Origin of the sequence: Streptomyces sp. NPDC007917 (assembly GCF_042959105.1) — a bacterium.
In the GTDB taxonomy this organism is placed as follows: domain Bacteria; phylum Actinomycetota; class Actinomycetes; order Streptomycetales; family Streptomycetaceae; genus Streptomyces.
Genome location: NZ_JBIBKK010000014.1, coordinates 101,835 through 121,290, shown reverse-complemented (window position 1 = coordinate 121,290; position 19,456 = coordinate 101,835). Strand labels below are relative to the sequence as shown.

At 69.0% G+C, this 19,456-nt stretch carries 18 protein-coding genes and 4 pseudogenes; 11 read left to right on the top strand and 11 right to left on the bottom strand.

From position 1 onward, the window contains the following. Positions 1 to 6: 6 nt before the first annotated feature. The 4 genes and pseudogenes from ACFZDL_RS27165 to ACFZDL_RS27150 form a co-directional block, all read left to right on the top strand. Positions 7 to 1,323 (top strand): cytochrome P450, encoded by a 1,317-nt coding sequence (locus ACFZDL_RS27165; protein WP_353593826.1) that lies wholly within the window; start codon positions 7 to 9, stop codon positions 1,321 to 1,323. Between the two features lie 80 nt (positions 1,324 to 1,403). Next, positions 1,404 to 2,342, top strand: coding sequence for a TIGR03619 family F420-dependent LLM class oxidoreductase (locus ACFZDL_RS27160; protein WP_353593825.1), 939 nt, complete (start codon positions 1,404 to 1,406; stop codon positions 2,340 to 2,342). Positions 2,343 to 2,442: 100 nt separating this feature from the next. Continuing rightward, positions 2,443 to 3,171 carry an NADPH-dependent F420 reductase gene (npdG, locus tag ACFZDL_RS27155; RefSeq protein ID WP_353593824.1) on the top strand — a complete coding sequence of 243 codons (729 nt, stop codon included), beginning with the start codon at positions 2,443 to 2,445 and terminating at the stop codon, positions 3,169 to 3,171. A 184-nt stretch (positions 3,172 to 3,355) separates the two neighbouring features. Beyond that, positions 3,356 to 3,496: pseudogene (locus tag ACFZDL_RS27150) on the top strand (IS5/IS1182 family transposase); the annotation flags it as partial. On the opposite strand, the gene ACFZDL_RS27145 reads toward ACFZDL_RS27150, so the two are convergent. After that, on the bottom strand, positions 3,477 to 4,061 hold the full coding sequence (locus ACFZDL_RS27145; protein WP_353593870.1) for a TetR family transcriptional regulator: 585 nt from the start codon (positions 4,059 to 4,061) through the stop codon (positions 3,477 to 3,479). The pseudogene ACFZDL_RS27150 and the gene ACFZDL_RS27145 sit on opposite strands and share 20 nt — an antisense overlap. Before the next feature lie 104 nt (positions 4,062 to 4,165). Between ACFZDL_RS27145 and ACFZDL_RS27140 the strand changes: the two genes are divergently transcribed. Then, positions 4,166 to 5,101, top strand: a complete 936-nt coding sequence (locus ACFZDL_RS27140) for an oxidoreductase (protein ID WP_353593823.1) — start codon at positions 4,166 to 4,168, stop codon at positions 5,099 to 5,101. Positions 5,102 to 5,130: 29 nt separating this feature from the next. Here ACFZDL_RS27140 and ACFZDL_RS27135 read toward each other — a convergent pair. Both ACFZDL_RS27135 and ACFZDL_RS27130 read right to left on the bottom strand, forming a co-directional pair. Then, a pseudogene (locus ACFZDL_RS27135) lies at positions 5,131 to 5,618 on the bottom strand (transposase); the annotation flags it as partial. A gap of 121 nt (positions 5,619 to 5,739) precedes the next feature. Then, positions 5,740 to 6,711, bottom strand: coding sequence for a helix-turn-helix domain-containing protein (locus tag ACFZDL_RS27130; RefSeq protein WP_353593822.1), 972 nt, complete (start codon positions 6,709 to 6,711; stop codon positions 5,740 to 5,742). 90 nt (positions 6,712 to 6,801) lie between these two features. On the opposite strand from ACFZDL_RS27130, the gene ACFZDL_RS27125 reads away from it, so the two are divergent. After that, the gene (locus tag ACFZDL_RS27125; RefSeq protein WP_353593821.1) at positions 6,802 to 7,620 is read left to right on the top strand and encodes a dienelactone hydrolase family protein; all 819 of its coding nucleotides are present in this window, start codon (positions 6,802 to 6,804) and stop codon (positions 7,618 to 7,620) included. A gap of 333 nt (positions 7,621 to 7,953) precedes the next feature. Here the strand turns inward: ACFZDL_RS27125 and ACFZDL_RS27120 are convergent. Both ACFZDL_RS27120 and ACFZDL_RS27115 read right to left on the bottom strand, forming a co-directional pair. Next, positions 7,954 to 8,378, bottom strand: a pseudogene (locus ACFZDL_RS27120) (recombinase family protein); the annotation flags it as partial. Positions 8,379 to 8,491: 113 nt separating this feature from the next. Then, the gene (locus ACFZDL_RS27115) at positions 8,492 to 9,439 is read right to left on the bottom strand and encodes a LysR family transcriptional regulator (protein WP_353593820.1); all 948 of its coding nucleotides are present in this window, start codon (positions 9,437 to 9,439) and stop codon (positions 8,492 to 8,494) included. Between the two features lie 71 nt (positions 9,440 to 9,510). On the opposite strand from ACFZDL_RS27115, the gene ACFZDL_RS27110 reads away from it, so the two are divergent. After that, positions 9,511 to 10,245 carry an SDR family oxidoreductase gene (locus tag ACFZDL_RS27110; RefSeq protein ID WP_353593819.1) on the top strand — a complete coding sequence of 245 codons (735 nt, stop codon included), beginning with the start codon at positions 9,511 to 9,513 and terminating at the stop codon, positions 10,243 to 10,245. Positions 10,246 to 10,473: 228 nt separating this feature from the next. On the opposite strand, the gene ACFZDL_RS27105 is transcribed toward ACFZDL_RS27110, so the two are convergent. The 3 genes from ACFZDL_RS27105 to ACFZDL_RS27095 form a co-directional block, all read right to left on the bottom strand. Further along, positions 10,474 to 10,704, bottom strand: a complete 231-nt coding sequence (locus ACFZDL_RS27105) for a hypothetical protein (RefSeq protein WP_353593818.1) — start codon at positions 10,702 to 10,704, stop codon at positions 10,474 to 10,476. 18 nt (positions 10,705 to 10,722) lie between these two features. Next, positions 10,723 to 11,007: a recombinase family protein gene (locus ACFZDL_RS27100; RefSeq protein WP_353593817.1), complete on the bottom strand. Its 285-nt coding sequence runs from the start codon at positions 11,005 to 11,007 to the stop codon at positions 10,723 to 10,725. A gap of 266 nt (positions 11,008 to 11,273) precedes the next feature. After that, the gene (locus tag ACFZDL_RS27095) at positions 11,274 to 12,170 is read right to left on the bottom strand and encodes a helix-turn-helix transcriptional regulator (RefSeq protein ID WP_353593816.1); all 897 of its coding nucleotides are present in this window, start codon (positions 12,168 to 12,170) and stop codon (positions 11,274 to 11,276) included. 124 nt (positions 12,171 to 12,294) lie between these two features. Here ACFZDL_RS27095 and ACFZDL_RS27090 point away from each other — a divergent pair, with 124 nt between their 5' ends. Then, positions 12,295 to 13,317 (top strand): zinc-dependent alcohol dehydrogenase family protein, encoded by a 1,023-nt coding sequence (locus ACFZDL_RS27090; RefSeq protein ID WP_353593815.1) that lies wholly within the window; start codon positions 12,295 to 12,297, stop codon positions 13,315 to 13,317. A 92-nt stretch (positions 13,318 to 13,409) separates the two neighbouring features. Further along, on the top strand, positions 13,410 to 14,177 hold the full coding sequence (locus tag ACFZDL_RS27085; RefSeq protein ID WP_353593814.1) for a glucose 1-dehydrogenase: 768 nt from the start codon (positions 13,410 to 13,412) through the stop codon (positions 14,175 to 14,177). 220 nt (positions 14,178 to 14,397) lie between these two features. On the opposite strand, the gene ACFZDL_RS27080 is transcribed toward ACFZDL_RS27085, so the two are convergent. Next, positions 14,398 to 15,051, bottom strand: a complete 654-nt coding sequence (locus ACFZDL_RS27080; protein WP_353593813.1) for a Tn3 family transposase — start codon at positions 15,049 to 15,051, stop codon at positions 14,398 to 14,400. Between the two features lie 109 nt (positions 15,052 to 15,160). Then, positions 15,161 to 16,600 carry an aminotransferase class V-fold PLP-dependent enzyme gene (locus ACFZDL_RS27075; protein WP_353593812.1) on the bottom strand — a complete coding sequence of 480 codons (1,440 nt, stop codon included), beginning with the start codon at positions 16,598 to 16,600 and terminating at the stop codon, positions 15,161 to 15,163. A 172-nt stretch (positions 16,601 to 16,772) separates the two neighbouring features. Here ACFZDL_RS27075 and ACFZDL_RS27070 point away from each other — a divergent pair, with 172 nt between their 5' ends. Both ACFZDL_RS27070 and ACFZDL_RS27065 read left to right on the top strand, forming a co-directional pair. Next, positions 16,773 to 17,261 (top strand): Lrp/AsnC family transcriptional regulator, encoded by a 489-nt coding sequence (locus tag ACFZDL_RS27070; protein WP_353593811.1) that lies wholly within the window; start codon positions 16,773 to 16,775, stop codon positions 17,259 to 17,261. A 194-nt stretch (positions 17,262 to 17,455) separates the two neighbouring features. Further along, positions 17,456 to 17,553 (top strand): annotated as a pseudogene (locus tag ACFZDL_RS27065) (sulfate adenylyltransferase small subunit); the annotation flags it as partial. Between the two features lie 893 nt (positions 17,554 to 18,446). Here ACFZDL_RS27065 and ACFZDL_RS27060 read toward each other — a convergent pair. Next, positions 18,447 to 19,313, bottom strand: a complete 867-nt coding sequence (locus tag ACFZDL_RS27060; RefSeq protein ID WP_353593810.1) for an aminoglycoside phosphotransferase family protein — start codon at positions 19,311 to 19,313, stop codon at positions 18,447 to 18,449. Positions 19,314 to 19,456: the final 143 nt, after the last annotated feature.

Sequence of the window (19,456 nt, the reverse complement as noted above, 5' to 3'; positions counted from 1 at the left end):
AGCCACATGACCAGCCCCACCGTTCCCGCCGTCCCCACCACCCGGGCCGAGCTGCGCGCAGCCCTCGACGAGCCCCTGCCGCTCGACCGGGTGGACCTCGCCCACCTCGACAACTTCGCCGACGGCATCACCCCGTGGCGCATGTTCCACACCCTGCGCCACCAGGACCCGGTCCACTGGCAGCCCGAAGAGGCACCCAACTCCGGCTTCTGGTCGGTGACCCGCCACGCCGACATCGCCACCGTCGACCGCGACCCGGAGACCTTCACCTCCACGAGGTTCGTCAACCTCGAAGAACTCGACGACGACCAGATCAAGAAGCGCGCCTCCATCCTGGAGATGGACGGCGTCCGCCACCGCGCCCTGCGCAGCGTCATCCAGCGGCAGTTCGGCGCGAGCGTCATCAACAGCTACACCGACTTCCTGCGCGGCCTGACCGCCACCACGCTGGATGCGGCCCTCGCCAAGGGCACCTTCGACTTCGTCGCCGACGTCTCCGCCGACTTCCCCATCAACGTCCTGGCCCGACTCCTCGACGTCCCGCCGGAGGACAACCAGCAGCTCATCGACTGGGGCAACCGGATCATCGGCAACACCGACCCCGATTACGCGGACGTCCTGCTGCACAGCGCGGAGAGCGAGAAGTACCGCGACCTGCCGTTCCGTTCCCCCGCCTCGATCGAAGTCTTCGAGTACGGCAGGGAGCTGGCCCGGCAGCGGCGCGGCGGCGACGGTAGGGACCTGGTCTCGAAGCTGGTCAACACCACGCCGCGCGACGGCGTCCCGCTCTCGGCCGAGGACTTCGACAACTACTTCCTGCTCCTGGTGGTGGCCGGAAACGAGACCACCCGCCACACCATCTCCCACTCCATGCTGGCCCTGCTCCAACACCCAGAGCAGCTGGCGAGGCTGAAGGACGACCCGTCGCTGATCCCCACGGCGGTCGAGGAGTTCCTGCGCTGGGCCTCCCCCGTCTACCACTTCCGCCGCACCGCCACCCGAGACGTCGAACTCGGCGGCAAGCACATCAAGGAAGGCGACAAGGTCGTCATGTGGTACGCCTCCGGCAACCGCGACGAGCAGGTCTTCGGCAACCCGTACGACTTCGACGTCGCCCGGCAGAACAACGACCACGTCACCTTCGGCAAGGGCAGCCCCCACCTGTGCCTGGGCAACCTGCTCGCCCGCACCGAGATCCGCATCATGTTCGAGGAGCTCATCCCACGCATCGCCGACATCAAGCTCGCCGGCGATGTCCCCCGCGTCCGCTCCAACTTCGTCAACGGCATCAAGAAGCTGCCGGTCGAGGTCACCCTCGCCTGACCGCCGGCCGCAGCCGTCCAGACGGCTGCGGCCGCCCCTCACGTCTGCCCTCAAACACGCTCGTCCCGAGGATCGCCACGATGACCACTCCCCGCATGCAGCTCGTCCTGAGCGAGAACTGGACCATGACCGCAGGCCGCGCGGACCTGCCGACCGTGATCCGCTGGGCCCGCGAGGCCGAGGACGCCGGATTCGACTCCGTCATGATCAGCGAACACATTGTGCTCGGCCCGGACGCAGGCGCCAACGGCGTGATGGGCAACCCTCGCGACTACGCCCTGCCCGGCAACCAGGACCCCCACACCCCATGGCCCAACTCCCTCATGCTGCTCAGCGCGATCGCCGCTGTCACCGATCGCCTGCGCCTCGCCGCGTCGGCGGTCATCGCTCCCCTGCGGCACCCCCTGCTCCTGGCCCGCGAGCTCGGCACCCTCGACCTTCTCTCCGAGGGCCGTCTGATGGTGCTGCCCAACGTCAGCTGGAGCCGGGACGAGTACGCGGCACTCGGCGTCCCGTTCTCCCGGCGCGGCAAGCTCCTCGACGAGCACCTGGAGATCTGGGCGAAGTTGTGGGGCCCCTCTCCCGTGTCCCACGAGAGCGAGTACTACGCCTTCCGGGACGTCTACTTCGAGCCCAAGGCCTACTGCCCGGACGGCCCCCGGCTCTGCTTCGGTGGCGCGGGCATGCACGACGCGATGGTCCGCAGGATCGTCCGGTACGGCCATGCCTTCAACCCGTTGGGCAAGGTGACGCCCGAGGAGATGCAGACGCTGAAGGCCGCGATGGCCGCGGCGGGCCGCGACATCGCCGACCTGGAGATGATCGGCGGCACCCGCGCCGTGTTTCCCGACGACGACTCCTGCGCCGACCTCGCCCAGGCCCTCGAGCCCATCCCCGCGCAGATGGCTCAGGGCTTCACCACCTTCTGCGTCAAGCCCTCGCAGTTCACAGACGATCCGAACGGAGTGGGCGCGTTCTGCCGCGAGGTGATGCGCCGTGTGGAGTTGCTGACCGCCTGACGGCGCCGGCCGATGTCCCGCATCGCGGCCCGAGCAGCCCGCTGACGACGAACGGCACCGGGCCGCGGAAGAACGAATCGAACGAGCCAAGGACCACAGCATGACGACTCCCGACGAAGCCGCCGGCACCCGTCCCTCCGCTCCCGCTGAAGCCACTCGAAACGATCCCCATCGCCTTCCCGATGTGTCCGGCCTGGTCGTCGGCATCCTCGGCGGAACCGGACCGCAGGGGCGCGGCCTCGCCTACCGGCTCGCCGGCGCGGGCCAACAGGTCATCATCGGCTCACGGAACGCCGCCCGGGCCGCCTCCACGGCAGCAGCCATCGGCGATGACGTCCGCGGCGCTGACAACGCCACGACCGCGCGGGAGAGCGATCTGGTGATCGTCGCCACTCCCTGGGAGGGGCATGCCGAGCTACTGACCACGCTCCGCGATGAACTCGCCGGCAAGATCGTGGTCGACTGCGTCAACCCGCTCGGCTTCGACAAGAAAGGAGCCTACGCGCTGAGGCCCGAGGAGGGCAGCGCCGCCCAGCAGGCTGCCGCACTGCTGCCTGACTCCCGGGTGACCGCCGCGTTTCACCATCTCTCCGCCGTCACTCTGGAAGACCGGCTGATCGAGAAGATCGACACCGACGTACTCGTCCTGGGCGACGAACGCGCCGCCACCGACACCGTCCAAGCACTCGCCTCACGCCTTGCGGGCGCACGCGGCGTCTACGGCGGACGACTGCGCAACGCCCACCAAGTGGAGTCACTGGTAGCCAACCTGATCTCGGTGAACCGCCGCTACAAGGCCCACGCCGGCCTGCGCGTCACCGACGTCTGAGAAGATTCCCAGCGTCTTTCACCGAGCCCCGCCACTGTGCGACCGGCCGGCTGGTCACAGCGGCATGACCCACAAGGTTCCCGGGTACCGGGCGGATCACCACCGCGATCTGCGGCATCACGCAGGCGGCTCGACTACACCACCCGCCGGGACATGCGACGCTCTGTGATCACCGGGGAGACCTGTGCCCGCGCTGCCCTCATGGCTGACCGAACTGCTCTGTCGCCCGCGCATCAGCGACCGGATCATCTTCGACATGCTCCTGCAACTCCTGAGCAGAAATCTCTCGCTGGCTGCAAGACAGCTCACTCAACAGAGTCCAACGCCGGGGCAATTGTGGCGAAGGCCCGGTCGGTCAGTTCGGCGGGGTCCTCGGCACCGTCGCTGCCGCTCCACCGTTGCAGCACGGCGTCGAATGCGGTGAGCGCCATCCCGGCGGCTAGCTGCGGGTACAGATCGGTGTCGGGGTCGAGCCCCAGGCGCTGCGCCAACTCTGCTGCCAGGTCGTCGCGCCACTGGTCCTGGCGTTCCAGGAAGCGTGCGCGCAGGGCGGGGGTGCGCAGAATCAGCTGAACCACGCGCATTGCCCTGTCGGAATGGTCGGCGCAGGCGGCCATGGAAACCCAGACGGTGTGCTGCAGGGACGCGGAAGGCTGCTCCTCGATGGGGCGAGACGCCAGCGCTGCGCGCATGCCGGTGCCCATGTCGGCCAGGAACTGGACGACCACGTCCTCCTTGGAGGCGAAGTACCGGAAGAACGTTCGCTTGGATACGCCGGCGGTGGCCGCGATCTCCTCGATGGTGACCGCGTCGAACCCCTTCAGCGCCAGTAGCTGGAGTGCCGCTTCGCTCAGCTCGTCGGAGACGAGCTGGCGTTTGCGCTGGGCCATGGTGACTTCAGGGCGGGAGCTCACCGGGCAATTCTACTGCCATGCCATTCATGGCACTCGGTAGCTGCTTGACACCAAGTGTCATGCACGGCAACGTGTGCCGCATGACGAAGAACCAGCGCTGGACCGCCGATCAGATCCCGGACCAGGCCAAGCGGGTGTTTGTCGTCACCGGAGCCAACAGCGGCCTCGGCCTGGCGACCACCCGGGCACTCGCCCGCAAGGGCGGGCACGTGATCCTCGCTGTGCGCGACGAGGCAAAAGGCCACCGGGCCGCCGCAGAGATCACCGCTGAGGAGCCTGGCGCCGACCTTGAGGTGCGCCGCCTCGACCTGGCCGATCTCGATTCGGTCCGAGCGTTCGCCGATCGGCTGCGCGTCGATCATCCGCGGCTGGACGTGCTCGTCAACAACGCCGGCGTGATGGCGCCGCCCCGCTCGCTGAGCGCCCAGGGCCACGAGTTGCAGTTCGCCTGCAACCACCTCGGCCACTTCGCGCTCACTGGTCTACTGCTCGACCTGCTGACCGACGGCAACGACCCCCGCGTGGTCACGGTAAGTTCGACCAACCACCGGCAGGGGCACCTCTACTTCGACGACCTTTCCGGCGAGCGCAAGTACTCGCCCATGGGGTTCTACAACCAGTCGAAGTTCGCCAACGCCGTCTTCGGATGGGAACTCCACCGGAGGCTGACCGCGGCCGGCAGCTCGGTACGCAGCCTGCTCGCCCACCCCGGCTACACCTCCACCAACCTCCAAACCAGCGCGCCGGTCGGCATGGTGAAGATGCTGTTCGGCCGCATCCTCGCCCCGCTCGCCCAGCCCTCGGAACAGGGTGCACTGCCCCAGCTGTACGCGGCCACCGCCCCGGACGTGAAGGGCGGTGAGTTCATCGGGCCGGACGGCTTCGCCGAGCTGCGCGGCGGCCCGAAGCAAGTGCAGTTGTCCACCGCGGCAGCCGATCCCCAGACCGGCCGCCGTCTGTGGGAACTGTCGGAACAACTCACCGACGTGCGGTTCCTGTTTCCGGCCACTTTCTAACGAACAGGTCGCGCGGATGGGCGTGAGGGTCATGGCCGGCGGTGCGGGCGTTCGGCCCAGCGATGGGTTGTCCACGCCTGCCGGATCAGGCTCCGCACGGTGATGATCGTGTCGGCGAGATCGAAGAAGGCGTCGATGACGATGGCCGGCGCTCGTAGCAGCGGGCGAGGCGGTGGAAGGCGTTCTGCCAGGCGTGGGTGCGCTCCACATGCCACCTCTGGCTTGCCTGGATGGGCGCCTTCTCGCCCTTGTGCGCGATCCGGCCCTGCAGGCCACGCTCGTCGAGCAGGGCGCGAGTCTTGTCGGAGTCGTAGCCGGCGTCCAGGTGGACGGTGATGTCGTCGGGCAGCGGTCCAAGGTCGTCCAGGCGGTCCAGGGTCGGCGCGAGCAACGGGGAGTCGTGTCGGTTGGCCCCGGCCAGGACGCGGCCCAGTGGAATGCCATAACCGTCCGTCATGCCCGAGCGTTTCAGGCCCTGCTTGCCGCAGTCGACCGGGGAACGCCCGGCCACCTCGCCCGGTGAGGCTCCCGCCCCGACCCCGGGCCCCGGCGACCTCCCGGTCACCGGCTGACCTGACGGTCACTGGCTGAATTGACGGTGGGCCCGCGCGCACCCCGCCGCGCGGGCTCTTCGCCTGTTAGCCCGTCCGGCGCCGGAAGGCGGTGCGGTAGTCGCGCGGGCGTCGTCCGGTGTGCCGGGCGAAGAGGGCTGCGAAGGTGCCGGAGTCCCGGTAGCCGACCGTGGCGGCGATGGCGGCGACGGTGCCGTCCGTGGTCTCCAGGAGGTGGCGGGCGCGGCGGACGCGGGAGGTCTGCAGGTACTCCAGCGGGCTCTGTCCGGTCTCCTGCGCGAAGCGGCGCAGCAGCGTCCGGGTGCTGACGTTGAAGGTCTCCGACAGTGCGGCGAGGTCGTATCGGGCGGCGAGGTTCTGGTCGAGCCACCGCATGACCCTGCGGGAGAACTCGTTCCCCGGCTGCGGGAGAAGCCCCGCGTCGACGTAGGGGGCCTGGGACGATCGGGCGTCGTCGACGAGCGCCATCCGCGCGGTCCTCCGCGCCACGCCGGCGCCGCTATGGCGGCGGATCAGCTCCAGCGCGAAGTCGTACATGGCGCTGAAGGCGGCGGTCGTCGTCACTCCCGTGTCAGTGACGACCATCTGCTCGGGCCGGACGTCGGCGTCCGGGCAGCGCCGTGCCAGTTCGTCCGCGAAGAGCCACGCCGTCGTCGCCCGCCGCCGCTCGAGCAGGCCCGCCTCGGCCAGCAGGAACGCCCCGACGCAGATCGCGACGACGGCCTCGCCCGCGGCGGCGTGGGAGCGGATCGCCGCGATCTCGGGGGCCAGCGACGCCAGTTTCACGTCCACATCAAGGCCGGGCGCGAGTTCGAAGCCGGGCACGACCAGGACATCGACGTCGCGCAGAGGAGAAACGGCCAGCACAGCGCCACCGGATGCGGTGACGCGACGGCGGGGCGAGACGACCGACACCTCGTAGCCGTCGCGGTCCGGGCCGGCGATGTGCGCGGCCATCGTCAGGAGATCGGGGATGCCGAACACCTCGGACGCGAAGCACCCTGGATAGGCCAGCACCCCGACCCGCAACGCGCTCATATCCGCCTCCTCGTCCGTGGCGAGATTACCTCTATAAGTGGCGATCCGGCCTATCCCGATGCGAGGGAGCGGCAGTCCAGGCTTGTCCCCGTGAACGCAGCCAACGGGCGTCTTGACGACGCGATCACGGACTTCTCCCGCCGGCGGGTGGACGTTGACGGGGTGGTGAAGACGGTGTACGTCTCGGGGGCCGGACCTGGTGTCGTACTGATGCCGGAGATGCCCGGCATCAGCCCGGACGTCCTCCGGCTGGCGCGGTGGGTGCGGGACGCGGGGTTCACCGTGTACGTCCCCTCGCTGTTCGGCCTCGACGGGGCCTACCCCAGGGCCGAGGACGGGGAGAAGGTCGTCCGTCGCGCGTGCGTCAGCGCCGAGTTCCGTGCGTTCGCCGGGGGCGGCACCAGCCCCGTCACCGCGTGGCTGCGCGGCCTCGCGCGGCAGGCGCACGGCGAGTGCGGCGGTCCGGGAGTCGGCGCGATCGGTCTGTGCTTCACCGGCAACTTCGCCCTGACCATGACGCTTGAGCCGTCCGTCATCGCGCCGGTGGTCAACCACCCGTCGCTGCCCCTGGACGACCCCGCGGGGCTTGAGCTCAGCGACGAGGACGCCCGCGCCGTCCAGGATCGCGTCGAGCGCGACGGGCTCACGGTCCTTGCCTACCGGTTTGACAACGACCGCTGGTGCACCGGCCAGCGCTTCGCCGCCTACCGGGCGCTGCTCGGCGACGCCTTCGACGGCCGCGTCCTACCGGGCGGCGCCGCCAACACCGACCCGCCCCCGTTCTTTCGTGACGTCGTCGGAACCCCCCACAGCGTCACCACCGCCCACTTGGTCGACAAGGACGGCCACCCCACCCTGAAGGCAAGGGACGAGATCCTCGCCCACCTGACCGCCCGCCTGCACCCCTAGCTCCCACATCTTCCCGCCGGACTGGGACAGGATCATCTTGCCGGCCCGGCCGGCCGCGTAGGGGACGTCGATCTCTTCCCAGCGTCCTTCGTCGACGTCGAGGATGCCGTTGGGGCAGCGCTCGCCGTCCTCAAGCGCGGCAATGCACTGCACATTCTCGATCCGGCAGGGGGCTGAGCGCAGGGCGCCGTGGTAGCGGATGGTGTGCCGGGTGCCGTCCTCGTCCTGGGGGCCCTGCGAGTCCGGCTCGCTAACCTCGTCCTCCGCTTCAGGGACAACAGCAGGGGCGAACTGGCCTTCGGGGAGGATCGGTCCGGGTTTTGGTGGTAGCGGTCAGTCTGCGCTGAGCTGGTTCGGAACGCGGCCAAAGGCGCGGAGTTCCTGTAGGTCGGGGATGTGGTTGTAGAGGGTGCCGGGGCTGACGCCGAGGATCTTGGCGATCGAGGTGATCGAGTTCTCGGGGTTGGGGAGCAGGTCGCGGGCGGCGCGGATGATCTCGGGGGTGGCGACCGTGGGTCGGCCGCCGACGCGGCCGCGGGCGCGTGCGGCGTCCAGGCCTTCGCGGTGCCGGAGACGATGAGCTCGCGGATGAACTCGGCGTGGGCGGCGAAGACGTGGAAGACGAGACGGCCGCCGGGGGTGGTGGTGTCCAGGCGTTCGTGCAGAGAGCAGTAGCCGATCCCGCGGCCGCGGAGTTCGCCGACCATGTTGACCAGTCCTTGAAGGGACCGGCCGTAGCGGTCGAGCGCGGGGACGAGGCGGCATGCGCATGGCGGTGGCGTGGTGAGGGGGTGCTGGCCTTTCTCCGCGCTGGTGGTTGTCTGAAATTGGTCCTGCGATGATCGTCATGGCGAGGGGTGAGTGCCCCCGGTCAGTAGGCCAATGCGGTCATGTGGTCGGGGTGGTGGGCGGCGACGTCGTGGGCGGCTTGGACGAAGGCGGCGACGGCTGCGGATCGCGAGGTCTCCGGCCAGGCGACCATGACCGCGCTGGGGCTGAGGCCGGTGACCGGCCGGTATGCGATGTCCGGGCGCTGGTGCCGCTTGGTGGTGGAGAGTGACAGGAACGCCACCGCCTGGCCCAGCGCGACCACCTCCAGGAGTTGCTCGACGCTGGCCACGAGCGGCCCCTCAGGAGTGTCGGCCGACGCCAAGCCTGTGTGGCCATCGCCTGCTTCCGCTCCGTCGTATCCGGTGTAGTAGGCGGTGGTGGAGGGGGCGGCCCCTTTCCAGCGTGGGATCGGTTCGCCCTTGAGGTCGGTCAGCCGCAGTCGCCGGCGTCCGGCCAGGCGGTGCGCGGCGGGGAGGACGGCCAGTCGTGGCTCGACCACGAGCGTCTGGGAATCCAGCCCTTGACCGTCGAACGGGCTGCGCAGCAGCGCTACATCGGCACGGCCGTCCCGCAGCATGGCGATCGGCTCTCCGCTGCCGCCGACGACGACTTCAGGCGGCGGCAGATGCGAACCCGTTCCCCGGTAGGCGGCGAGGATCTCCCCCAGCAGCCCGGCATCGCCTCCCGGCTTGACCGCCACGACGAGCTGGGGTGTCGGCTGACCGGCCCGGCGTGCACGCCGGGCCGCCGCGTGCACCGCGTCGACCGCGATCCGGGCCTGGTCGAGCAGCACCTGACCGGCGTTGGTCAGCCTCACCTGCCGGGTGGTGCGCTCCAGCAGGCGTACCCCGAGCCGGGACTCCATCTGAGCGATCGCCTTCGACAGCGGGGGCTGCGCCATCCCCAGGCGTTGCGCGGCCCGGCTGAAGTTCAGTTCCTCGGCGACCGCGATGAAGTACCTCAGCTCCCGCACCTCCAGCTCACTCATATTTGTGGACTATAGATCCAGAGTCTTCTGGTCTTTCCCTGACGCCCGCGGGTGAGGGGAGGCTGGGTGCCATGACGACTTCACAGAAGACTGCTCTGATCACCGGCGCGAACAAGGGCATCGGCAAGGAAACGGCGCGCGGGCTCGCAGCCCTCGGCATCACCGTGCTGATCGGCGCCCGCAACGCCGAGCATGGCGAGGCGGCGGCCGAGGAGCTTCGCGCCGACGGCGCCGACGTACGGTTCGTACCGCTGGACGTCACCGACGAGATCTCGGTCCAGGCCGCCGCCAAGCACATCGACGCCACGTTCGGCCGCCTCGACATCCTCGTCAACAACGCCGCGATCGCCGCCGGACCGCAAAAACCGAGTGAAACCCCCGCCGCCACCGTCCGGCAGGTCTACGAGACCAACGTGTTCGGCGTCATCGCGGTGACCCACGCCATGCTCCCCCTGCTACGCCGCTCCGCCGCCGCACGCATCGTCAACATGTCCAGCGAACTCGGCTCCCTCACCCACCTGGCCGACCCGGGCAGCCCGTGGTCCGCCTACTCCTCGATCCTCCTCCCTTACTGCACCTCGAAGAGCGCGCTGAACGCGATCACCGTGCTCTACGCCAATGAACTGCGCGCCGAAGGGATCCTGGTCAACGCGGTGAGTCCCGGCTACTGCGCGACCGACCTCAACCGCCACACCGGGATACGCACGGCGGAGGAGGGCGCGGCCGTCGCGGTTGACCTGGCGACTGTGGGCGAGGACGGCCCGACAGGCGCCTTTCTGGCCGAGGACGGGCCGATTCCCTGGTGAGACCATGCCGCGCCGTCTCCGCCCGAAGCCTGCCGGGGTGTTTTCAACCTCCGCAGTGACGATCACTGGCCTCTTGGCGCGGCGCCCGTCCCCACGGGCTTTACCGGTAGTTGGTGGGCGCACAAGCCAAGGCGGGCACGAGGTGATCACTCATCTCGCGGAATCAGCGTCAAGGGCTGGGCCGCGAGTCAGCCGGCGGTTTCCATCGCGGTTGTGTGCTCGTCGTGTTCACGCAGCATGCGCATGACGGTGGCGGGTGAGGGGTGCCGGCCTTTCTCGTGCCGTGGTGATGACGAGGCGTTTGGCGATGTCGCGCAGGCTCATCTCCTGCTCGCGCAGGCGGAGGGCCATGGACAGCATCGACTCGTCGGTGACGCCCGCGCCACCGATCGTCTTGCCGCGCTTGCGGGTTGACTCGTGGCCCTCCAGGGTGCGGTCGCGGATGTACTCGCGCTCCATGCCCAACATCGCTCGCCTTCAGCTCTTCGGCGAACATGGCGAGTTCGATGCCTCGGCCAAGCCGCTTGTGCTCATGGACGACCAGGTGACGGCGACGCCGGAGGAACGGATCTCCCCGGCGAGCTTGACGGCGGCCTCCAACGCGGGGCGCCGGGTGGCGCCGGTGGAGATCTTCTCCGAGAAGATGCGCGTCACTCCGGCGTCGGCGAGGGAGTAGAGCTGCGCGTCGAGGGACTGCCGGGCGGTCGAGGTCCGGGCGTAGCCGAGGCGGACGTGCCCGGCCGGTTCGGCGCCGGCGCTCACAGCCCGAGGGGGCGGCGCGGGCGGACATCGGGCAGTCGTGCGATTCCACGCGCTTGTAGTCGCCGCTCACGACCGCTGACGGTTTCAGGGGTGTTTCAGGTGTCCAGTCGTTTGCAACAACTCATGTACATGATCGCCCCAGGTGGATCGCCGGGCGGCAGGTGTTTCATGAGCGACCACCCATGATGGCGAGCCGCTGGCCGTGGACCGTGCCGTCGCGATGGACCACGACGGGCGGGAGGTGACCGGCCGAGCAGATCGCACACCTAAGGGTGACGGGGGCGAATGCGGCGTACGTCGTCGCTGATGGTCTGCGGCTGCTTCTGCGTATCGGCCCAGGTCGCCAGCAGGGTGAGAGCGTCAGCGCTGGGCGTACCGGGATCTGCGGTGTAGGTGGTGATGGAGACGTGCGGGTCGCCGGGCAGTGCGAAATCGTCGTACGCGAGGTCCATCGTTCCGACGGCCGGGTGGTTGACGACCTTGCGTCCGCGCGAGTGTCGGCGCACGTGGTGCTTGGCCCAGCGGGTGCTGAAATCTGTGCTGCGGGTGGAGAGCTCGCCGATGAGTTCGGTCACCTGCTTGTCCAGCGGGTCACGCCCGGCGGTCGCGCGGAGTACCGCGACCAGCAGGTTCTTCGCCTCTTCGAGGTCGGCGTAGAAATTCTCCGCGCGCGGGTCGAGGAACACGTACCTGGCGAAGTTCGGTGGCTGCTGGGCCATGTCGAAGAGGTCGGCGTACAGGGCGCGGCCCAGGTCGTTGGCCGCGAGGAGGTCGAGGCGGCCGTTCTGTACGACGGCGGGGACGCTCATGGAGTCGAGGACCTGCTGCACCGACGCGGTGATGGGGGAGGTGCGCTTGGGGCGTTTGCGGCGTGAGCCGGGTGCGACGTTGCGTGCCAGGTCGTACAGGTGGGCGTGCTCGTCGTCGTCGAGTTGCAGCGCACGGGCGATCGCGTCGAGGACGCTCTCGGACGCGCCACCGAGTTGGCCGCGCTCCATACGGGTGTAGTACTCGACGCTGAGGCCGGCGAGCATCGCGACTTCCTCGCGCCGCAGTCCTTTGACGCGGCGGTTGCCTCCGACGTACGGCAGCCCGGCCTGTTCGGGCGTGATCCTCGCCCGGCGGCTCATGAGGAAGCCCCGGATTTCCTGCTGAAACTCCATGGCTTCAAGGCTAGGACCGCCCGTTCCCGATGTGGGGGTCCCTGAGAGTGCCTGGCAGGCATTCGCGAGACGAGGGACGGTGATGAGGCACCCCAGAAAATTCGTGTGAAAAGGAATGCTGCAAGTGCGTGGAGCTGTTATTCATGCCCCGGGCGATGTCCGGGTGGAAGAGCGCGAGAACCCCACGATCGTCGCGCCGACGGATGCGATCATCCGTGTGTCGGCCACCTGCGTGTGCGGTTCTGACCTGTGGGACTACCGCGGCATCAACGACGTGACACAACCGACCCCGATCGGTCACGAGTATGTCGGCGTGGTCACCGAGATCGGCGACGAGGTGCAGAACATCCGCGTCGGCGACTTCGTCGTCGGTTCGTTCTTCGCCTCGGACAACACCTGTGAGATCTGCGAAGCCGGCTACCAGTCACGGTGCGCGCACGCCGAGTACGTCGGAGCCGGCGGGGCGCAGTCGGAGTACCTGCGGGTGCCGCTGGCCGACGGCACCCTCGTCGCCACCCCCGGGATGCCGGACGACGACCTGATCCCCTCGCTGCTGGCCGCCTCCTATGTGCTGGGAACGGGCTGGTTCGGTGCCGTGGCCGCTGAGGCCGGGCCGGGCAAGACCGTGGCCGTGGTCGGCGACGGAGCCGTGGGCCTGCTCGCTGTCCTGGCCGCGAAGCAGCTGGGCGCGGAGCGGATCATCGCGATGTCGCGGCACGCGTCGCGGCAGAAGCTCGCCCGCGAGTTCGGCGCGACCGACATCGTCACCGAGCGCGGCGACGAGGGCGTGGCCAGGATCAAGGAGCTCACCGGCGGATACGGCGCCCACAGCGTGATCGAGGCCGTCGGCACCCAGGAATCGATGATGCAGGCCATCCGCTCCACCCGCGCCGGCGGACACGTGGGATACGTCGGTGTGGCCCACGGGGTGGAGATTCCGGGCGAGGAACTGTTCTTCGCCGAGGTGCACCTGCACGGCGGCCCCGCCCCGGTGCGCCGGTTCCTGCCCGAGCTGATCCAGCTCATCTGGGACCGCAAGATCGACCCGGGCAAGGTCTTCGACCTCACCCTCCCGCTCGATCAGGTTGCTGAGGGATTCAAGGCGATGGACGAGCGCCGTGCCATCAAGACCCTGCTGACGCCCTGACCCCTCACTCATCCCTTCCAGCCGCCCTCGCCCGGGACCTCGAACATCCCGGGCAGGCCGCGGGACCTTGTCTGACTCGACGGGAGAACTTCATGAACCCCACGTACGACTTCTCCGGGCAGGTGGCCCTGATCACCGGCGCCGCCTCCGGCATGGGCCTGGCCGCCGCCCGCGCCTTCGCCGACTCCGGCGCCGCCGTGGTCCTGGCCGACCTCGACCACGACGCCGTCCACGAAGCAGCCGAAGAGATCACCGGCCGCGGAGGGCGGGCGACCGGTGTCGTCTGCGACGTCACCGACGAACAGCAAGTGGAAGCGGCGGTGCGGCGCGCGGTGACGGAGTACGGCCGCCTGGACATGGCGTTCAACAACGCCGGCATCCAGGTGCCGCCGGCCGACGCGGCCGACGAGACGGCAGAGAACTTCGACCGGGTCAACGCCGTCAACCTGCGCGGCGTCTGGGCGGCGATGAAGCATGAACTGCGGCAGATGCGCGAGCAGGGCAGCGGCGCCATCGTCAACTGCTCATCCCTGGGCGGGCTCGTCGGACTGCCCGAGCGTGCGGCCTACCACGCCTCCAAGCACGGCGTCATCGGCCTGACCCGCAGCGCCGCGGTCGAGTACGCGCCTCGCGGTATCCGCATCAACGCCGTGTGCCCCGGCGTCATCGACACCCCGATGGTCGCCGACATGGTCGAAAACCAAGCCGAGGCCATGGCCGGGATCCTCAAGGAACAGCCCATCGGCCGACTGGGGGCAGCGGACGAGGTCGCAACGGCCGTCCTGTGGCTGTGCAGCCCCGGCGCCAGCTTCGTCATCGGAACGGCTCTCCCCGTCGATGGTGGTTTCACCGTCCACTGATACGGCGCCGGACAGGCCCCCGTCGCCGACGGCGGATGCACCGCGTAGTGATCCCCTGGGTTGCGATCGCCTTCACGAGCGCGCCCCGGGCCCTCTCGCGGGGCGCGGGCGCTCGGACAAGGCTCCGCGGCAGTTCGCGGGCGGCACAGGTCCGCAGCCGCCGAGCACCCGCCACGCGCCTGGATCATCCGGAGATCGGTGATGAGGCCGGCGAAGTCCTTCATCGTGTCTCCGTGTGCGAGCGTGCGGCGGTGTCCGCCGGGGTGCGGGGGCGGGGCACCGTGAGCCCCAGATCGAGGCGCTTGTTCATGTCGAGGCGGAAGGTGCCGTATAGGTTGACGTTGGACCAGAACAGTGCGGTCGGGCCGCGCCCGTCCTCGTCGCTCAGCCTCGTTGCCCATGCCGGTTCGGCCAGGAGCTGCTGCACCAGCAGGGTGGTGACGTGCACGAGCGCGGACTGGAGCAGGTGCAGGGCGAGCATCGACGTTTCGGCGTGCTCCTTGTCCGGACCGGTCAGGGCTCCGTCCTTGCCGTAGTGGAGCACGATGTTCGCGCTGTTCCGGTTCTCGACGACCTGGAGCCCGCCGTGGATCTCGCGACGCAGGCCGGGACTGGCCAGGTAGTCGCAGGCGAAGACCGTACGTACAGCGCGGCCGAGTTCTTCGAGCGCGGTGTAGGCGGGGTGTTTGGGGCCGCCGCGGGTGAAGCGCCGCAGCACCTGCTCCGCCTCAGCGGTGCCGAGCCGGAGCGCGGTGGCGTACCTGTCAACCCGTACTGCATCTTCCGCCTGGAGATGGGCAAGCGCCTCGACCTGGGGTTCGCGGTGCCCCGCCCCCGCACCCCGGCGGACACCGCCGACAGGCCCGTCACCCATACGCGCTGAAGGCCTCCATGCCCCGGATGGACGGGGCTCGAAGCGATCGCTCCGCCTGTGACCGAGCCCTTCGGTGGGCCGCTCTGAGCATCGCAGGGGCTGGAGATCGCTACGCGGTGGTGTGGCGCTTGACCTCGGCAGTGATGATCTTCAGCGCCTCGGCGATGCGGTCGTAGTGGGTGCGGTGGGAGACCACGCAGACGCGCAGGGTGTAGCGGCTGTCGACAACCGTGCTGGAGAGCACGATGCGCCGGTGGCCGTTGATCCGCTCCAGCAGACGGCGACTCGCCTCATCGGCCCGCTCGGCGGCGGCCCGGCTGCCGTCGGCGGGGCGGACGCGGAAGATCACGGTGGACAGGTCCGGGCGCTGCGGGACCTCCAGCTCCGCGACGCCGGACAGCGTGTCGTGGACGTGTTCGGCCAGGTCGAGCTTCTCGTCCAGAGCCTCGCGGAAGGCGTCCACCCCGTGCAGGTGCAGGGGAAGCCAGGCCCGCAGACCGCGGATCTCGTGCGTCAGCTCGGGCCCGAGGTGACCGGAGTCCGGGACGTTCCCCTCCGCCCCCATGTCCTGGAGGTAGCTGCCGGTGCCGTCGTGCGCGGAGTGCAGGGCGGCGAGGTCGCGGACGACCAGGGCGCCGGTGCCGAACGGCATGAACAGGGTCTTGTGCGGATCGAGGGTGATCGAGTCGGCCTCCTCGAAACCGGCGAGGCGCTCTGAGCCGCGTGCGGTGAGCCGGAAGAAGCCGCCGTAGGCCGCGTCGATGTGGAACCACACGTCCTCGCGGCGGGCCAGGTCGGCCAGCTGAGGCAGCGGGTCGACGGTGCCGGTGTCGGTGGTGCCGGCGGTGGCCACCAGCAGGAACGGCCGCAGCCCGGCGTCCCGGTCGGCGCGGATCATCGAGGCAGCGGCGCGGGGGTCCATCCGCAGGTCCAGGGTGTGCGGCACGGTACGTATGCGGGCGGCGGGGATGCCGGCGAGGCGGGCGGCCTTGGCGACGGAGTGGTGGGCGAAGGCGGTGGTGTAGACGGTGCCGCCGGCGAGATCCTCGCCGAGCCTGTCGTGGCGGGCGGCGACCGTCGCGGAGAATGTCGCCATTGAGCCACCGCTGGTCAGCAGCCCGCCGCTGCCCTCCGGGAGACCGCACACATCGCGGGCCATCCAGCGGATCACACTCTCCTCCAGCGCGGCGAGGGCCGGGGCAACCGAGGCCAGGCCGCCGTAGCGGTTGACGGCACGGTTGTAGAACTCGGCGAGCGCGGCCGAGTACAGACCGCTGCCCGGGATGTACGCCAGGTGGCCCGGCCCGGCCGTCTCCAAAGCGCAGTCGGCGGCCTCGTCCAGGCGCGCGAGCAGAGCCTGCAGGTCGCCGCCCCGGGTGGGCGGCGGCGCCAGGAAGGACTCCACCAGGTCGGCCTCGGCCCGCGGCGACAGGGGGCTGGTCGCGGGGCGGGCTGCGAGGTTCTCGGTGCGATCGACGACACGGTCCAGGACGAGACAGCCCATCTCGGTCATCGCGGCGCGGTCGGGTTCCAGGGGGAAGGGGTGCATGAGGCAGTCCGATGGCGGTGAGAGGGGTACGGAGGCGGCAGCAGGACAGGCTTGGCGGCCGCGGTGCGTGACCAGAATGCGCCGCCGAGCCCGGCACGCGATGGCGTAGTGAGTGCCTGTACGGCGCCGCGGCGCAGGATTGTTCGCCGATACTGCCGATACGCTGCATTTCATGCCACGCCCCCTGTACGACCGTATCGACCGGGCGATCCTGGACCATCTCCAGCGCCACGGCCGCACCCCCAACGTCGACCTCGCCGAGGCCGTACGCCTGTCCCCCTCGTCCTGCCTGCGCCGCACCAAGGCGCTGGAGGAGGACGGGGTCCTGGCCGGCTACCGGGCCGACCTGGACCGCGAGCGCCTCGGCCTCGGGCTGACGGTGTTCCTCTCCCTCAAGGTCGAGCACTCCCGCACCACCTCCCAGGTGGTCGAAGAGGCACTGAAGGCGATCGATCACGTGGTCGCCTGCTACGTGGTCTCCGGCGACGCCGACTTCTTCGTCGAGCTCGCCGTGCCGGACCTGAGCACCTTCGAAAAGGTGCTCACCGACCAGATCCTGGCCATCGGTCCCGTTCGCGACGCCCGCAGCACGTTCTGCATCCGCACCGTCATCGACCGCGGCCCACTCCCCCTCGACTCCTGGCCCGCCCCGCGTGCATGACCGGAGGCCCCGGCTTCACCTGCTTGGGGAATACGCCGCGATTGCCTCTCCCCAGACCAGGTCGTTGCTCGGCGGGAAGATCGGATGAGGCGGGACAGCCCCGGCGCCTCTCACCATCGTCAGCGGGGCTGCGTCGGTAAGTTCCTGCATCTCCTGGGTGCTCAGCCGGAGATAGGCCTGAGTATTTTTCGTTTCGGCCACGCCCTGAGCTGTGCCAACTCTGCAACGGGGCCGGCACTCCCTCCGCGCGCACGTCCGCGTCTTCCCGCTGTCCAACTGGACCGGGCTGGACCCGGTGATCGACAACCAGCCCAGGTCGTTATCGCCGGAAAGGAAGCAGTCGCCTGATCCAACGATGTCTGCTGCGGCTGCGGACGCCACGTCCGTCGCTGCGCTTCCAACAGCGCTCTTCAGCCGAGTACTAGATCATGTCTGGCAGCGGCGGACTGACAAGACTGTCGAGGTCGGTCGCCCTCAATGCTTCGAGAGCTTCCTCTGGCAGTCCACTCGGCATCTTGAACTGCACGCCAGTGTCGTCCGCCACAACGACGATCGAAGCTCCCTGGTGCACGTGCGAGCTGTCGTCGAGCATTCGCAGGGGGAGGCGTTGAAGCTTCTCCCACGTCCAAGTTCCCGCCTGTGAGCCGAGAGCTTGCAGAAACGGCAAGAGACTCGCTGTCGTGGCGATGACAAGGTATTCGCCGACGCCGTGCTCATGCCGCGTTTCCTCAGCTGGCTCTTGGAGGCGGGCAGCTTTCGCAGCCCAAGTGCGCCCGATCCACCAATCACGTACCTGCCGGTGCCACGACATACTTCAGCCCCCCATGCCCAGCGTTACCTTGTCGCTACACACAGCTTCCCCGAGCACGCGACGAAAGTATCCAAAGCCGTCATCGGAATGCGCGAACGCACCGGTCACCACCACGGCGCCTGACGCCACATCGTGCTCGCCGAACGACGCAGCTCCGCCATCTCCCGACCAAGGACGAAGCCGCCACACCCTTGTGCCGGGCCACGCTAGTTGGCACCGTCTGGCCAAGATTCTTGGCGTCTGTAATGATTTGCCACGTTTTTGGCAGCAGCGCCATGGTTCAGCGCGGCTGCGAGGCCGGCGCGCATGGGGTTGCGACGGCGACAGTCTCGTCGCTTGGCCCCTTGCCGCTTTCACGTGACCTTCGGCGATTTCTACAGACCACCCAGTCGCCTGGTCACTGTATCGAGTGTCGGCCAAGGAGGACCCTGGCGCAGCAAGCGCAGGAATTCCTCTCCGAATCGCCTCCCATTCGGAAACTGATCGCCAAGCTCCCAACGCCACGCGGCGACCATCGCGATAACGAGCTGTCGGCACTCGTCCAGCAGCCCTTGGTCAACGTTCGGGTAGTGCTCGCAGACCGCTTCGGGAACATGGGCGAGATCGAACTCGACGGGTCCACGGCAGCACGTCTCAAGGTCGATGAACAACGGGCCGTTCTTCGTGCTGAGCACATTGCCTGGATGCGGCTCGCCGTGGAGCAACTGCTCCACGGCGCCGCGGTCGTCGATCGCTCGTCGCAGGCTCGCTAGCCTGCCGCTGAGGAACACGCGGTCCGCGTCGGCGAGCTCAGGCGAGCGACCCGGGTCGGCGACAACTTCTTCCGCCTCCGTGATCCGGTCCGTGAACCTCGGGCTCGGCACATCGACCTTGCGCATGCCGGCGTGCAGCTGCTCCAGCGCCTTGGCGTAGTCGACTGGTGAGGTGTGAGGTGTCACGGGCTCGTAGTAGGTCCACAGCGTCACTGCGAAGCCAGCGCGCGTGTACACACGCGGGTCCGCCCGAGGCTCCAAGGGACACATCGGGCATCCGACCTCAGCGAGCCGCTGAGCGAGCTCGACTTCGAACTGTGCAACCTCTTGTCCCACAGGGGCGACCCGGGCAAGGACGTCGCATGGCGTCAGCCGCAGTGCCAGCTTGTTCGAGTTGTGGAGAACGATCGCGTCGTCGGCCGGCAGGTCGAGCGATGCGGCGACCGAAGTCGCAGTCGCGATCGCACGCGTGACGTCGGTTATCTCCACCCTTGAATCTTGGCATAGATGAGCGAGGGCGATGCCAACCAGCGTGGCCGGGTGCCAACTATCGCGGCTCGGCACACCTTCGGGCCAGCCGCGACGCTCAACGGGGCCAACTCAAGCGCTCAGGGGCCAACCGAAGCACTCAG

What these genes read in the sequence shown, in the direction of transcription:
- ACFZDL_RS27165 (WP_353593826.1), top strand. Translation starts at nt 7, where the DNA reads ATGACCAGCCCCACCGTTCCCGCCGTCCCCACCACCCGGGCCGAGCTG.
- ACFZDL_RS27160 (WP_353593825.1), top strand. Translation starts at nt 1,404, where the DNA reads ATGACCACTCCCCGCATGCAGCTCGTCCTGAGCGAGAACTGGACCATG.
- npdG (WP_353593824.1), top strand. Translation starts at nt 2,443, where the DNA reads ATGACGACTCCCGACGAAGCCGCCGGCACCCGTCCCTCCGCTCCCGCT.
- ACFZDL_RS27145 (WP_353593870.1), bottom strand. Translation starts at nt 4,061, where the DNA reads ATGGCCCAGCGCAAACGCCAGCTCGTCTCCGACGAGCTGAGCGAAGCG.
- ACFZDL_RS27140 (WP_353593823.1), top strand. Translation starts at nt 4,166, where the DNA reads ATGACGAAGAACCAGCGCTGGACCGCCGATCAGATCCCGGACCAGGCC.
- ACFZDL_RS27130 (WP_353593822.1), bottom strand. Translation starts at nt 6,711, where the DNA reads ATGAGCGCGTTGCGGGTCGGGGTGCTGGCCTATCCAGGGTGCTTCGCG.
- ACFZDL_RS27115 (WP_353593820.1), bottom strand. Translation starts at nt 9,439, where the DNA reads ATGAGTGAGCTGGAGGTGCGGGAGCTGAGGTACTTCATCGCGGTCGCC.
- ACFZDL_RS27110 (WP_353593819.1), top strand. Translation starts at nt 9,511, where the DNA reads ATGACGACTTCACAGAAGACTGCTCTGATCACCGGCGCGAACAAGGGC.
- ACFZDL_RS27105 (WP_353593818.1), bottom strand. Translation starts at nt 10,704, where the DNA reads ATGGAGCGCGAGTACATCCGCGACCGCACCCTGGAGGGCCACGAGTCA.
- ACFZDL_RS27095 (WP_353593816.1), bottom strand. Translation starts at nt 12,170, where the DNA reads ATGGAGTTTCAGCAGGAAATCCGGGGCTTCCTCATGAGCCGCCGGGCG.
- ACFZDL_RS27085 (WP_353593814.1), top strand. Translation starts at nt 13,410, where the DNA reads ATGAACCCCACGTACGACTTCTCCGGGCAGGTGGCCCTGATCACCGGC.
- ACFZDL_RS27080 (WP_353593813.1), bottom strand. Translation starts at nt 15,051, where the DNA reads ATGGGTGACGGGCCTGTCGGCGGTGTCCGCCGGGGTGCGGGGGCGGGG.
- ACFZDL_RS27075 (WP_353593812.1), bottom strand. Translation starts at nt 16,600, where the DNA reads ATGCACCCCTTCCCCCTGGAACCCGACCGCGCCGCGATGACCGAGATG.
- ACFZDL_RS27070 (WP_353593811.1), top strand. Translation starts at nt 16,773, where the DNA reads ATGCCACGCCCCCTGTACGACCGTATCGACCGGGCGATCCTGGACCAT.